Source organism: Campylobacter sp. FU_497, from assembly GCF_025772425.1.
In the GTDB taxonomy this organism is placed as follows: Bacteria; Campylobacterota; Campylobacteria; order Campylobacterales; family Campylobacteraceae; genus Campylobacter_D; species Campylobacter_D lari_C.
Genome location: NZ_JAKMSC010000002.1, coordinates 34,895 through 48,896, shown reverse-complemented (window position 1 = coordinate 48,896; position 14,002 = coordinate 34,895). Strand labels below are relative to the sequence as shown.

Below are 14,002 nucleotides of genomic sequence, written 5' to 3'. Positions count from 1 at the left end.
AATTTGCAAAAAACTACAAAAAAACTCAATTTTTAGTTTCTTTTTGAATAATTTTCATAGCCAAATTCTCTTACCATAGATAAATTTTCATTTTTATCTAAGAACATTAAATTTGGAAGTCTTACTCCATTAAAAGTGGTGTTTTTAACTATAGAATAATGAATTTGATCTAAAAATACTATTTTTTGCCCTATTTTTAACTCTTGATTAAAAGCATACTCACCCATGATATCCCCTGCTAAGCAAGTATTACCACCAAGTAAATAAGCAAATTCATTTTCTTTTAACTCGCTATATTTTTCCCCATCACGACTTGATAAAATTCTAGCATTTAAAACCTCGCTTGTATAAGGCATGATAATAGTATCTGGCATATGAGCTTCGCTTGAAGTATCTAAAATAGCTATTTTTTTCTCATTTTCTACTATATCTATCACACTTGCAACTAAAGCTCCACACTGCCAACCCACAGCCTCACCTGGCTCAAGATATACTTGCACTCCGTATTTATCGCTAAATTTTTTACAAAGATCAATTAATTTTTGCGTGTCATAACCTTCTTTTGTGATATGATGACCCCCACCAAAATTAACCCATTTTATATTTTTAATAAATTTTGAAAATTTAGCTTCAAAAGCATTTAACACAAGCTCTAAAGAATGCGCACTTTCTTCACATAAAGCATGAAAATGAAGCCCGCTTAAAGCACTTAAATCTTCATTTTCAAAATCAATCGCACGAATTCCTAGTCTTGAAAATCTACCACAAGGATTATAAAGTTCTTTTGGAGCCACTGAAAGCTCTGGATTGCAACGCAAACCAAGAGACTTTTTACTTGCTTTGTCTTTAAATTTTTTAAACTGATTAAAAGAATTAAATACTATATGATGCGAAAGATCTATGATTTCATCTATTTCATCCTCTTTAAAAGCAGGTGAAAAAGTATGAATTTCTTTGTTCATATATTCTTTTGCAAATTTAGCTTCCCAAAGCCCACTGCAAGTACAACCTGATAGATACTCACCGACTATATCCATAGCACCTGAAAAAGCAAAACCCTTTAGCGCAAGCAAAACTTTTGCTCCACTTTGCTCACTTACTTTAGCCAAAAGTTCACAATTTTTTCTAAGTTTATCTTCTTCTAAAATATAAGCAGGGGTTTGAAAGTCTTTATCTAAATGATTTTTAATTAGCATTATTTATCCTTAATTTTTGATTTAAAACCACTTGTATAACAAATCATATTAAAATTATATCTTGTTTTTATAATTTACCATCATTAATCAAATAATAGTTATAATCAAAATCCAAATCAAAATTAATTTAGGAGTAAAAATTTAATGGACAGAAGGTTATTTTTAAAATTTAATGCTTTAGGTTTAGCAAGTATTAGCAGTGCTTATGCAATGGGAGATCATTCTCATCATAATATGCACTCAAAACATACACAAAAAGATACAAAAGAAATCGATACTTCTTTTATCAAACTAGAAAATCCAAACATTAAATTACTAGATGAAAAAAACTTTCCTAGCGGAGGAGCATTAGCAAATTTAAAACTTCTAAAAAATACAAGTGCAAAGAAAAATTTCTTTAGATCAAGTATAGAAATCAAAGAAAGTCAAATAGAGCTTGTTAAAGGTAAAAAAACAAAATGCTTTACTTACAATGGCTCTATACCTGGACCTAAAATAGAAGTTTATGAAGGTGATACTGTAGAAATTTTGGTAAAAAATAGCTTAAAAGAACCAACTACTATCCACTGGCATGGACTTGACATACCACCTGAGCAAGATGGCAACCCGCACGATCCTATCATGCCTGGTAGAGAAAGAATTTATCGCTTTAAACTTGGAGAAAATTCAGCAGGAACTTACTGGTATCATCCGCACCCACACTACACCACAGCAAAGCAAGTTTATAAAGGCTTAGCAGGGGTATTTGTAGTAAAAGCCAAAAAAGATGCGTTGTCACATTTAAAAGAGCAAGATTGGGTGATTAGCGATTTGCGTTTAGATGAAAATGCACAAATTCCTGATAATAATTTATTTGATTGGCTCAATGGTAGAGAAGGAAATTTAGTTCTTATCAATGGACAATTAAAGCCAAAAATAACACTTGACAAAGCTCAAAGAATTCGTATTTATAATTTTTGTGTGGCAAGATATTTAAATTTACGCATTAAAGGTGCTAAATTTATTTTAGTAGGAACCGATGGAGGGCTTATAGAAAAAGGTGTTGAATTAGATGAGTTATTTTTAAGTCCTGCTTCAAGAGTAGAAGTGCTAATCAAAGCAAATAAAGGTGATTTTAAACTTGAAAGTACTTATTATGACCGCGATAAAATGCTTGTTAAAGAAGAACCTTACACTCTTATGTTAGCTGATCTTAAAGTAGAAAAAACTGTAGAAAACATACCTGAAAAATTACGCGAATTTCCACCTTTAAAAGAAGCTACAAGCTTTAAAGAAGTGATTATGAGTGAAGATCACATGCAAATGCATGGTATTAGTAAAAAAAGTGAAGAAGAAATCAAAAAAAGCCTTGCTTCTATGTTTTTAATCAATGGTAAAACATTTGATATGAATAGAACGGATTTAACCTCAAAATTAAATGAAGTAGAAGAATGGGTAGTAAAAAACAAATCACATATGGATCATCCTTTCCATATACACGGAACACAATTTGAACTCATATCTTCTAAATTTAAGGGTAAAATAACAAAAGCAAAATTCAGAGCATTGCAAGATACGATTAATGTAAGACCTGGGGAAGAATTGAGACTTAGAATGAGTCAAAAATTTACCGGTATTAGAATGTTTCACTGCCATATTTTAGAGCATGAAGATCTTGGAATGATGGGAATTTTAGAAATAAAAGAATAAGGGTAAAAAATGGTAAAAGTCGAATTTCTAGGGCCAATTAACAAAGAAAGCTTGGAACTAAACGTAAGCAATCTTAAAGAATTAAAAGCAATTTTAGGGCAAGATGAAAGCTTAAAAGAATGGCTTGAGCTTTGTGCAGTTGCTTTAAATGATGAAATGGTTTTTGATGATGAAACCACCTTAAAAGATGGGGATAAAATATGCTTATTACCACCGGTTTGTGGAGGATGAGTTATGTTTGAATTACATCAAGGAGCCTTAGAAATTCCTAGCATTTATGCTAGATGGTATGAATATGCTAAAGATAAAAACTGCGGAGCTTTGATCACATTTTGCGGTATAGTAAGGGCTGAAGATGAGATTGAGGCTTTAAGTTTTGATATATATGAGCCTTTATTAAAAACTTGGTTTGAAAAGTGGTGCCAAAAACTTGCGAATGAAAATGTAAGCTTGATGTTTGCTCACTCTATCGGCGAGGTTAAGGTGCATGAGAGTTCTTATTTTGCTGGGGTTTTAAGCAAGCAAAGAAAATTAGGATTAAAACTAATTAATGATTTTGTAGAAGATTTTAAAGCAAGTGCACCTATATGGAAATATGATATCATTAATGGTGAAAAAATTTACGCCAAAAAACGCTCTTTGAAACTTCAAGGAGCAGGAATTTTAAGCACTAAGGACTAAAATGCTAACTTCTTATAGTCAAAGTTTAGACATACTTCATTCACACATACAAACATATGAAAAGATAGAAAACATCGCTTTAACACAGTGCTTAGATAGAATTTTAGCCATAGACATCAAAGCTTCTACTAATAACCCTCAATTTCCCACTGCTTCTATGGATGGCTATGCGATTAAATTTAGCGAGCAAGATGAGCCTTTGTCTATCATAGGCGAAGTACCTGCGGGAGTTTTTCCAAGCTTTAAAATACAAAATAAAGAATGCGTTAAAACCTTTACAGGTTCTTTAATGAGTGAGGGTTGTGATACCTTAGTACCTGTGGAAAAAGTAGAAGTTAAAAATGGTGTAGTTTATATAAAAGAAAAAGTTCCTCAAGGCTTTGCTGTAAGAAAGGTGGGAGAGAGCTACACCAAAGGTGAAATTTTACTCACTAAAGGTACAAAGCTAGGCTATAGCGAGATAGCACTTTTAGCTGAGCTTGGATATTTTCACATTAGTGTTTTTACTAAACCTATCATAGGCGTGCTAAGTAGCGGAAGTGAGATCAAAGACTTAGGCGAAAGCTTAGAACACCCTGCACAAATTCGCTCATCAAACCATGTAGCCATAGCTAATATGGCAAAAAAACTTGGTGCTGAAGCTAGAATTTTCCCACTTTTAAAAGATGATATGCAAAAAACTCCAAGTGTTTTAAAACAAGCACTTAATGCGTGTGATATTTTAGTTACCACTGGTGGAGTTTCCATGGGGGATTTTGACTTTTTAAAACAAGCTGTTAAAGAGTATGAAGTCATCTTAGACAAAGTCAATGTAAAACCTGGCAAACACATCAAAATAGCCAAATTTGAAGATAAATTCATCTTTGCATTACCGGGTTTTCCATACTCGGCTATGGTGATGTTTAATTTATATGTAAGAGAACTTTTAAATGCTTGGCTTTTACAAGAAAAAGACTATGTATTTAAGGTATTTGCAGATACTGACTATAAGAAAAAAAGTTCACATTTAGAATTTGTGGCTTGCAATATAGAATTTAAAGATGGAAAAATTTATTCCAATTTAAAAGGCAAAAAACAAGGCTCAAGTGCTATCATAAATAATTTAAACAACAAAGCTGCACTTATGATAGCACATGATGATATAAAAGAAAATGATTTAGTGGATATTGTTTTAATGCCTTAATGTGAAAATGTAAAAGATATAATTTGCTAAGATTTCATGTATAAAATTATATTTTAATATAATTCAGTAAAATTTCCATTTTTGTCAATGAAGCCTGTCGCACCTTTAAATGTAACAAAAAATGCCTTACCACTTTTATCAAGCCCTAGAACACTATCAAATACTGGCTGTAAAACTATATCACCATCTTTATTAATAACTCCCCATTTTTTCTTAATTTTTACCTTTGCATATCCCTTATGAAAAGGATACGCTAATTCAAACTTAAGATCTATAACAATTTCACCATTTTTATTGATATAACCATATTTATTATTTAACTCAACTAACGCCAATCCTTCGCTAAAATCATAAACTGCATCAAAACAAGGACTAATAATTACCTTGCCTTTATCATCCATAAATCCATATTTACCATTAGTTCTAGTTTTACAAATTCCATCCCTAGAGTCCCAAATCTTATCTGAATTAATATCTTTAATCACATCTGATAAAAATTGAAATATTGCTTTAAACATTATTTTAGTTCCTGTTATAGATAGTGCTCATGCATAGGTTCCTTAGAATGACAATCTTTACATAACACCATTAAATTATTTAATCTATTGTCATTTTTCTGTCCATTAATATGATGCACATCTAACCCTATTCGATTTTTTGAAAAATCTCTATGACATTTTTGACATTTCCATTGAGCTTTACTTCTTATATCATAAGAAATATTATTCCAATCATCAGAATAGATATTTAACGGGGCTATTTTATCACTAAAATGATTTTTAGAGTTAATAATATTTTTTGGATATTTTTCAAAAAAATCTTTTAAACTAAAATTATTTCTTATCATTAAACGCTTATCATTTGAAACCTGATTGACATTACACCAATTTAATTTTCTTAAGCAATACATACAAACTTGTAATTTTCTTTCTTCACTCTTGGTTTTTATCATAGTATTATTACTAAAACCAAAAAAATTAAGCCAAAAAATACCATCATCTCTACTACTAACTACATATCTATGTTTTCTATTATTAGACAACATCTTTTGATATGCATCGCAATAACACAAATGATATCTTGGTAAAGAGCTATTAATATCATTTTCTTTATATAAAGGAGATACATCTCTTATATAAATCAGCACTCTACGATTCTTATATGAAAAAGTACCATCACTAATAACTTTAACATCATTTATATCAACATCTATACCTTGAGTTTCTAATAATTTGATTTCTTCTGCACTAATAGAATTTTTAATATAAGAAATATCTATATGTTGTAATGTTGCTCCAATTTTAATTCTTAAATCTGTTATAGGTTTTAATATAAGTTCTATATTCATTATTATTTATCAACAACTTCTACTATTTTGTTTTCTATATTTGTTCTAACTCTAAATTCAACTCTTTGAGATTTTATAAAATTTTCTTTTTCTCCATATTGCAAAGTTTGGCTTTTATCGTTTAATGGTTTTGCTGAAGAAAAACCTATAGCCCTAAAATGTTTTTTTAACCATTCTTTCTCTTTTTCATCTAAGTTTAAATTTAATAAATATTTTATCACTTCCCTTGTTCTAGCTTGAGAAAGTTCCATATTATTCAAATAAGCTATATCACCTTTAATATTACCCCAAAATGAACTCGTATGCCCCTCTATTCTAATCTCTTCTATGTTATTAATAAATTGTTTATCCATCATAATTTTTAAATACCTTGGAAAAAAATCGTTAAGTATATTTTTAAATTTAGGACTTAAAACATCAGATCCTGTCTTAAATAAAATATCTGGTTGATAAAATCTTATAGTTAAATCCTTATCAAGCACAGCACCCCAAGCTTTTAAATCTTTTTCAAACTCTTTGTTTAAATGTTCACTTAACCCTTGAGTTGTCTCTTTAAAGATCTTAGGTATTTTAACACTATCTTCCACTTTAATCATATAAACAACACTAATCAATAAAAAAAGTAGCATTAAAGCGGTCATTATATCACTTAATGCTATAAAAAAATCATCGTCTTCGCTGATTTTTTTATTTTTTCTAAAAAATTTCATCTTAAATTACCCAACTTTTGATTTAAAGAAGAAAGATTTGAAATAATACTATTATAATCATCTACAAATTTAGAAGAAATTGAAGCTAAATTAGATCCGAGATTTTTTAATACATTCTCCAATTCTTGATCTAAAGTTTTAACTTGAGAATTAATAGAAGTTGAAGCATTGTTTAATCCTTCAATAAGTTGGGTATTAATTTTTTCATTATAATTTGATAATTCTGTACTAAATTTCCCAACATACTCACTCATATCAGCTATTAATTTTTCACCAGCTTTCACATAACTTTCTTCTAAATTTAAACTTAATTTAGAAATATTTTCCATAATATTTAAGCTTTGCTCCTTATAATCATTGATTTCTTTTATCAAAGAAGAAGTAGAATTTTGTATATTCTCTAAAAATTTATCTAAACTTTCTATACTATTTTGCATTTGAATTTTTTGATTCAAAATGTCCTTTAAGATATTTTCAAAAGATTGAGTGTAATTAAAAAATCTTTCAGAATTATCTACCACAATAGAATAATCTTTTATAGCTTTATCTAAAGATGAAAATAAATTCTCCATATTAGATTCACTCTTTTCTATATAACTCTTATAATTTTCTTGCCAACTTAATAGAGCGCCTACTGCCAAATTTAATTGTTTAAAGTTATCTCCAAACTGTTCTGTTATTTTATTATTAAAATCTTTTATGACTTCTTCTAAAGCTTGTATAAAAGCTTTAGAATTATTTTCCGCCATTGTTTTAGAAAAATTTTCAAAACTATTTTTCATATCCACAAAACCTTGCTTATTATCCATTCTTAATAATTTTATATTATCATTAGTTTCTTTTACAGCATTCAAAAGTTGACTAAAAGAGCTTAAATTTTCTTGATTTATTTTAAGGTTTTCTTTTTGCAATGCAACTACATCTTCTATTCCTATGTCATCTTCGATATTTTCTTTATCTGAGAAAGGTTTTTCCAGAAAAAGCGCAATAATCTTAAGTAAAATAGCGAAAAACACGGCTTCTACAGAAACTAAAAAAGCTGTTTTGATACCATCTATAAGTTGTGGTAAATTTTCTTCAATATTATTAGCATCAAAATTTGCAAGTCCTTTAGAAATACCATAAAAAGTAAAACAAATTCCTATAGTAATAAGAAGACTAGTGGCAGATTTATGAAGACTTTTCCTTTTATACAAGAGAATTAAAAATAATACAAAGAAAAATACAATTATTATTGTTCCCTCTAAAATATGTCCTGATAAATTTTGAATAACAAGTATTGGCAAATCATACATAATTTTATACCTTTTATTTTTTTAGAAATGCAATTATATCAATAATATATAATTTTATATTTTATTTTACATTTAAAAAATTCCTTTTCTAAAAAGTCCTAAAAGTTTTGTGTTAATGTAATAATTATTTCTACTCATTTTAACACATTCTAAAACCCCTAATTTTTCACAAATTTTAAGATATTTTGAAGCACTCTGTCTTGAAATATCTAGTTTTTTTATTAAAAAATCTATTTTTGTATAAGGGTGAGAAAACAAAAGTTCCACAAAATCTTTACTATAAAAATTTGTTTTATTTTGCAAAATATCGCTTACATCGTTCATCATTTTTTCTATTATAATGATGGTTTCAATTGTCTTTATAGCAGTTTGCTCTATACCTTTTAGTATATATTCTATCCATTCTAAAATAGCATCTTCATCGCGTACTTTTTGCAAAAGAGTATAATATTCATCTTTATTTTTAACTATATAAGCACTTAAATATAAAATAGGCAAATCCAAAAGCCCTTTATACACTAAATAAAGTATATTTATAATCCTACCTGTTCTACCATTTCCATCATAAAAAGGATGTATGCTTTCAAATTGATAATGGATGATTGCCATTTTTACTAAAAAATCAAGTTCATCTAGAGTATCATCATTAATATATTGCTCTAAATTTTTCATAAGCTCTTGTATATCATCAAAATTTTGTGGTGGTATATGCTTGATTTCACCTGTAATAGGATTTTTGAGCATGGTTCCACTTTGTTTTCTAAAACCTGCATTATTCCCTTCTAACCTTTTTTGAATTTCTAAAATATGAGCATTTCTTAATAGTTGTTCTTTTTTTAAAAGCTCATATCCTTTTTTTAAAGCATTTTCATAGTCTTTTACTTCTTTTGTCGCCCTTGTGAGTTTCTTTTCATCAATTTTAGACAAAAAAAGCTCATCGTGAGTAGTAATAATATTTTCTATCTCACTTGAATCTTTAGCTTCTTGCAAAATTAAAGCATTGATTAAAATATTTGGGTTTGGAATGCTTTTACTAAGTCCATTTAATTCGGCTAATTTTCTTGAAGCTTTGATGATAAGGTTATAAATATTTGCGTTTAATTTTATATCTAAAGGTAGTTTTGGCGGTATAAACTCTTTCATGTTTTTTCCATATGTTAAAATTTATAAAATTTTTTAACATTATAAAAAAATATGTTAAAAAAATCAAAAATTTTTAACATATTAATTCTACACACCTTGAGTATAGTATCTTACTTTCTTTTCCCTATTGCAATAAAAACCTAGCTTTATTATAATTTCAAAAATCATAAAGGAGAGAAAATGGACTCAAAAATCTTTTTAGAAAATGGTCGTGTTAAAAGTAAAGGTTATGCTATGCTTAGCAAGGATTCTAAATTTACACCTTTTGAATTTACACGCCATAAAGTAGGCAAAAACGACATCTTAATCGCTATCAAATACGCAGGAATTTGTCATAGTGACATACACACCGCAAGAAGCGAATGGGGTGAGGCAACTTACCCTTGCGTACCTGGTCATGAAATAGCAGGAGAAGTTATCGCAGTGGGTGAAAATGTAAGCAAATTTAAAGTAGGTGATTTTGCTGGAGTTGGGTGCATGGTAAACTCATGCGGAGAGTGCGAAGCATGCAAAAAATCTCAAGAGCAATTTTGTGAAAATGGTAAAACCATCTACACTTATAACTGCAAAGATGTATTTCATGATAATGAAAACACCTATGGAGGCTACTCAAACAACATCGTAGTAAGTGAAAAATTTGCTATCAATGTACCAAAAAATGCTCCACTTGACAAAGTAGCGCCTTTACTTTGTGCGGGTATTACTACCTACTCACCGCTTAAATTTTCAAACATCAAAGAAGGCTCAAGTGTAGCCGTAGCAGGTTTTGGTGGGCTTGGTATGATGGCAGTTAAATATGCTGTAAAAATGGGGGCAAAAGTAAGTGTTTTTGCAAGAAATGAAAACAAAAAAGCAGAAGCTTTAGCTATGGGTGTGAGTAATTTTTATACTAGTACAGATAAAAGTGCGGTAAAAGAAAGATTTGACCTCATCATCTCTACTATACCGACCCCTTATGATCCGCTAGCTTATATGGATTTATTAAAATTTGGTGGTGAGATGGCTATAGTAGGATTACCTCCACATGAAGTAAGTCCTAGCATTAACATCATTCATTTTGTACATAAAGCCGGTAAAAAAGTATATGGCTCGCTTATTGGGGGCATTAAAGAAACTCAAGAAATGCTTGACTTTTCTTTAGAACATGGAATTTATCCTGAAATTGAACTCATCAAACCAAGCGAGATTGACAAAGCTTATGAAAACCTCACTTCAGGAAAAGCCAAATTCCGTTATGTAATCGATATGAGTGAGCAGGATTAATACTCATCAAAAATCACATCGCTAGTATCAAAACCTCTTTGCTTGGCTATTTCAAGCAAAGAGTTTATTTGCTCTTTTGCTAAAATCTCTCTTGACAAAATCCATAAATATTTTTTATCAGGACTACCTACGATAGAAACTTGATAGCTTGTGTCAATGTAAATAATCTCATAATTTGGCTTGTTAAAAACATTCATAAAAATACTAAATTTAACCGCTAAAGATCTTGGTGATTTTACCCTAGCTTTGCCATTTGCCTGAGAGATTTCTCCATTTTCTTTAGTGCATATATTTTTGACTTTGATTATAGGCGTAGAGCCTTCATACTCTAGCTCATATTCCGCCTTAGCACTTTTGCAAGTTTTTTGAAAAAACGCAGGTTTTCTAGCCATTTCTAACCATGTGCCCATGTATTTTTCTAAATTTATACCATCTAATAATTCTATCATTTTTCTTCCTTTTGATTTGCCTCGCCCCAATCACACATCGCTTGTAAAATAGGAATTAAACTTTGTCCTTTTTTAGCAAGGCGGTATTCTACTTTTGGAGGGATTTGTGGGTATTCTTTACGCGTGATTAAATCATCATTTTCAAGCTCTCTTAAAGTATGTGTTAAAGTCTTAAAAGAAATATTACCAAGATATCTTTTAAATTCATTATATCTTACAACTTCACAACGAAACAAACAATACAAAACGCTCATCTTATACTTTCCCGAAATCAAAGATAAAGTATAATTAAATCCGCATTCCGTAAAATCGCACTTTTCTTCCATATACTTTCCTTTTATATAGCATCATGCTTTTTTATATTATAATCCAAAATCATTTTTTATCAAAATGAAAACAAATTAAAAATGGTTTCGATGGATTTCATCACAAATCTTATCATTGCTGCTATTGTTGGTGGGGCATGCGGGGCTGCGCTTCATTTATGGAAAAAGAAAAAAAGAAAAAGATAGTAGCGAAAAATAATATGTGAAGCAAAATGCTTCACATATATCTATACTAATTGTCTATCATTTTTATGATATTTTAAAATACCCTCTGCACAACGATAAGCCAAAGCTCCAACTGTATCAGTAGGATTATATCCGCTATTGTGCTGAAAATTTCCTGCACCCACAACAAAAAGATTATCCATATCCCAATGTTGCAAATAAGTATTAACAACACTTGTTCGAGGATCAGCACCCATAGTAGTTCCACCCGTATTATGTGTAGATTGATAAGGCACAATACTATAATCTTTTAAATAAGTTCCTTTTTTAATTGATCTCACTCCTTGCATTTTTTTAGCTACTTCAGCTGTTTTATCTGTTATAAATTTATGCAAAGCACGATCTTGATCTGTAAAATTATAAGTAAGTCTTACAAGTGGCGTTCCAAAAGCATCTTTATAGGTTGGATCTAAACTCAAATAGTTACTTTTATGTGGTAAAGATGCGCCTTGCCCTCCCACTGTAATGGCTCTTGTAAAATTATAGTTTAAAGCTTTTTTAAATTCAGCTCCCCAACTTGGAGTTCCTTTTGGCAGCGGAGCTGATTGGATAGGGCGATTTCCAAGTTGTACACTATAAATCATAGCTCCGTGTAAAAACTTCTCTTTTGAGTGATCAAAATTATCCCCATTATAATCATCGCAAGTTGTACCCAAAGCACCTGAACCCATATATGTATTAAATTGCTCATCAAAAAACGCTGTTGTTCCCATATTGATTTGATAACAATAGTTTTTACCTAAAGTACCTTTGCCTGTATTTGGATCGTATTGCTCACCTATACCACTTACCATTAAAAGCTTAGCATTGTTAAACATATAGCTTGTAAGCACTACAATATCTGCTGGCTGAATATACTCTTTCATAGTTCTAGTATCTACAAACCTAACTCCTGTAGCTTTGCCATCTTTTTTTAGTATTTCTATAACATTACTATGAGTTCTTATAGTATATTTTCCTGTGCTCATGGCTTTAGGTATGACAGTATTAATAGGACTAGCCTTAGCACCATACTCACAACCAAAACGCTCACAATAAGCACAATATTGACATGGGGCTAGATCTTGACCATCTGGATTAGTATAACCACCTTTTGAATTAGCCGCAGGTAATCTAAATGGATGTAATTTCATTTCTTTTGCAGCTTTTTCGAAACGTTTAAGCATTTTAGTATTTTCTAAAGGTTCTTGCGGATAAGGACTTGATCTAAACAAACCCATTTTTTCAGCAAGTGGGTTTTCTTCTCCACAAATTCCACAAGTTTTTTCAAACTTATCATAATAAGGTTCCATATCTTTATAGGTTAAACCCCAATCTTGCAAGGTATAATCATCACCTAATTTATTACCATATCTTTCAAAACTTTTTGTTTTAATCTCAAAATCATAAGGTAAAAATCTAAAGGTCCAACCATTCCAATGTACCCCTGCACCACCAACATTACTTCCAAGTAAAAAAGATCCCATTTTTCTATATGGTAAAGCTAAACCATTGACGTTATGGCGAAAAGTTACTGTATCTTTTGAGCAATCTTGCATTAAACCATAGTTAATACCATATCTCCACTCATCGTGAATCATTGCAAAATTTTCCGTAGTTTGCATCATACCACGCTCTAAGCTCAAGACAGTCAATCCAGCTTTGGTAAGTTCTGCTGCAACTATACCACCTGTCCAACCAGCTCCTACTGTTACCACATCTACTTTTTTTAATACTTCTACCATAATTTATCCCTCCATATCAGCTAAACTCATAGGCTCTATGTCAAAAAACTCATCACTTGCAATTTTGTCAATATAACTCATTTGAGCACCAGGATATTGCATCATTCTCCATCCATTTTTATTGTCATTGCCACCATAAATTGGATCAGACAAAACTCCAGCTATTGTCATATCCCTTAAAAGAGTAAAAAATTCAGAAGATTTAAATCCTATGAAATCGATTTTATTTTTTTCCAAATCAACTAAAATTTTATCTTGCTCAACTCCTTTTAAAGATGAAAAAGTTTTTTTATAACGCTTTTGAGATATTATTTCCAAAGCTTTAACACCCTCTAAAAAAATCTCATTACGCTTCATTGGGGTTTGATAACCTTGCTCAGCAATTCCTTCTATAAATGGTCCTTGTAAGTATTCTCTATCATTATAACCATAAGCTGAAGCTAATTGATTATCAATAAAATAAGGTACGCCTAAACCTATAGCACCATCACCTTGCTCATCTTTTGGATAAATTCTCTCACATGCTGCACTTAGATTATCAAAATCAGTCTGCACTTGAAAAAACATTTTTCCTCTTATTTTATTTGAACCTCCTTGTGTTTTCTTGTGCGCATGAGTTAATTCTGCAGCATGCAATATAGCTCCACCACTCATAGTGCTAGCAGCAACCACGCCGCCACCTAAAAGACTTAATTTAAAAAAATTTCTACGATCAATGACATTATCTTGCATATCTTCCTCCTTTTTATTGACAATATCAAATCATATCA

General features: G+C 30.4%; 15 protein-coding genes. 5 read left to right on the top strand and 10 right to left on the bottom strand.

Annotated features, from left to right (window positions below):
- Positions 1-32: 32 nt before the first annotated feature.
- Positions 33-1,196: a carboxynorspermidine decarboxylase gene (gene nspC, locus L8W68_RS01630; RefSeq protein WP_263674764.1), complete on the bottom strand. Its 1,164-nt coding sequence runs from the start codon at positions 1,194-1,196 to the stop codon at positions 33-35.
- A gap of 144 nt (positions 1,197-1,340) precedes the next feature.
- Here nspC and L8W68_RS01625 point away from each other — a divergent pair, with 144 nt between their 5' ends.
- Genes L8W68_RS01625 through L8W68_RS01610 form a run of 4 tightly spaced genes read left to right on the top strand, consistent with a single transcriptional unit; the run spans position 1,341 to position 4,749 of the window.
- Entirely contained in the window at positions 1,341-2,885 is a 1,545-nt protein-coding gene (locus L8W68_RS01625; RefSeq protein ID WP_263674763.1) for a multicopper oxidase family protein, read from the top strand.
- Positions 2,886-2,894: 9 nt separating this feature from the next.
- A complete protein-coding gene (locus tag L8W68_RS01620; RefSeq protein WP_039617593.1) occupies positions 2,895-3,116 on the top strand; it encodes a molybdopterin synthase, small subunit in 222 nt (73 codons plus the stop codon).
- Positions 3,117-3,119: 3 nt separating this feature from the next.
- Positions 3,120-3,566, top strand: coding sequence for a molybdopterin synthase catalytic subunit (locus tag L8W68_RS01615; RefSeq protein ID WP_263674762.1), 447 nt, complete (start codon positions 3,120-3,122; stop codon positions 3,564-3,566).
- Between the two features lies 1 nt (position 3,567).
- Positions 3,568-4,749, top strand: a complete 1,182-nt coding sequence (locus L8W68_RS01610; RefSeq protein WP_263674761.1) for a molybdopterin molybdotransferase MoeA — start codon at positions 3,568-3,570, stop codon at positions 4,747-4,749.
- 53 nt (positions 4,750-4,802) lie between these two features.
- Here L8W68_RS01610 and L8W68_RS01605 read toward each other — a convergent pair whose 3' ends face one another.
- The 5 genes from L8W68_RS01605 to L8W68_RS01585 form a co-directional block, all read right to left on the bottom strand.
- Positions 4,803-5,267 (bottom strand): WG repeat-containing protein, encoded by a 465-nt coding sequence (locus L8W68_RS01605; protein ID WP_115645104.1) that lies wholly within the window; start codon positions 5,265-5,267, stop codon positions 4,803-4,805.
- A gap of 14 nt (positions 5,268-5,281) precedes the next feature.
- Positions 5,282-6,097 (bottom strand): HNH endonuclease, encoded by an 816-nt coding sequence (locus L8W68_RS01600; RefSeq protein WP_115645102.1) that lies wholly within the window; start codon positions 6,095-6,097, stop codon positions 5,282-5,284.
- Positions 6,098-6,099: 2 nt separating this feature from the next.
- A complete protein-coding gene (locus L8W68_RS01595; RefSeq protein WP_115645100.1) occupies positions 6,100-6,807 on the bottom strand; it encodes a flagellar motor protein MotB in 708 nt (235 codons plus the stop codon).
- Positions 6,804-8,102, bottom strand: coding sequence for a hypothetical protein (locus L8W68_RS01590; RefSeq protein ID WP_115645098.1), 1,299 nt, complete (start codon positions 8,100-8,102; stop codon positions 6,804-6,806). The genes L8W68_RS01595 and L8W68_RS01590 overlap by 4 nt, the downstream gene beginning before the upstream one ends.
- 72 nt (positions 8,103-8,174) lie before the next feature.
- Complete coding sequence (locus tag L8W68_RS01585; protein WP_263674760.1) at positions 8,175-9,245, bottom strand: Fic family protein; 1,071 nt, start codon at positions 9,243-9,245, stop codon at positions 8,175-8,177.
- Positions 9,246-9,425: 180 nt separating this feature from the next.
- Here L8W68_RS01585 and L8W68_RS01580 point away from each other — a divergent pair, with 180 nt between their 5' ends.
- Entirely contained in the window at positions 9,426-10,508 is a 1,083-nt protein-coding gene (locus L8W68_RS01580) for an NAD(P)-dependent alcohol dehydrogenase (RefSeq protein ID WP_263674759.1), read from the top strand.
- Here the strand turns inward: L8W68_RS01580 and L8W68_RS01575 are convergent.
- The 4 genes from L8W68_RS01575 to L8W68_RS01560 all read right to left on the bottom strand — a co-directional run bounded on the left by L8W68_RS01575 (position 10,505) and on the right by L8W68_RS01560 (position 13,964).
- Positions 10,505-10,957 carry a lipocalin family protein gene (locus L8W68_RS01575; RefSeq protein ID WP_263661085.1) on the bottom strand — a complete coding sequence of 151 codons (453 nt, stop codon included), beginning with the start codon at positions 10,955-10,957 and terminating at the stop codon, positions 10,505-10,507. The two genes, L8W68_RS01580 and L8W68_RS01575, sit on opposite strands and share 4 nt — an antisense overlap.
- Positions 10,954-11,283 carry a MarR family transcription factor RrpA gene (gene rrpA, locus L8W68_RS01570; protein ID WP_263674758.1) on the bottom strand — a complete coding sequence of 110 codons (330 nt, stop codon included), beginning with the start codon at positions 11,281-11,283 and terminating at the stop codon, positions 10,954-10,956. Before rrpA ends, L8W68_RS01575 begins: the two co-directional genes overlap by 4 nt.
- 227 nt (positions 11,284-11,510) lie before the next feature.
- Positions 11,511-13,232, bottom strand: a complete 1,722-nt coding sequence (locus L8W68_RS01565) for a GMC family oxidoreductase (RefSeq protein ID WP_263660546.1) — start codon at positions 13,230-13,232, stop codon at positions 11,511-11,513.
- A 3-nt stretch (positions 13,233-13,235) separates the two neighbouring features.
- The gene (locus L8W68_RS01560; protein WP_133319432.1) at positions 13,236-13,964 is read right to left on the bottom strand and encodes a gluconate 2-dehydrogenase subunit 3 family protein; all 729 of its coding nucleotides are present in this window, start codon (positions 13,962-13,964) and stop codon (positions 13,236-13,238) included.
- Positions 13,965-14,002: the final 38 nt, after the last annotated feature.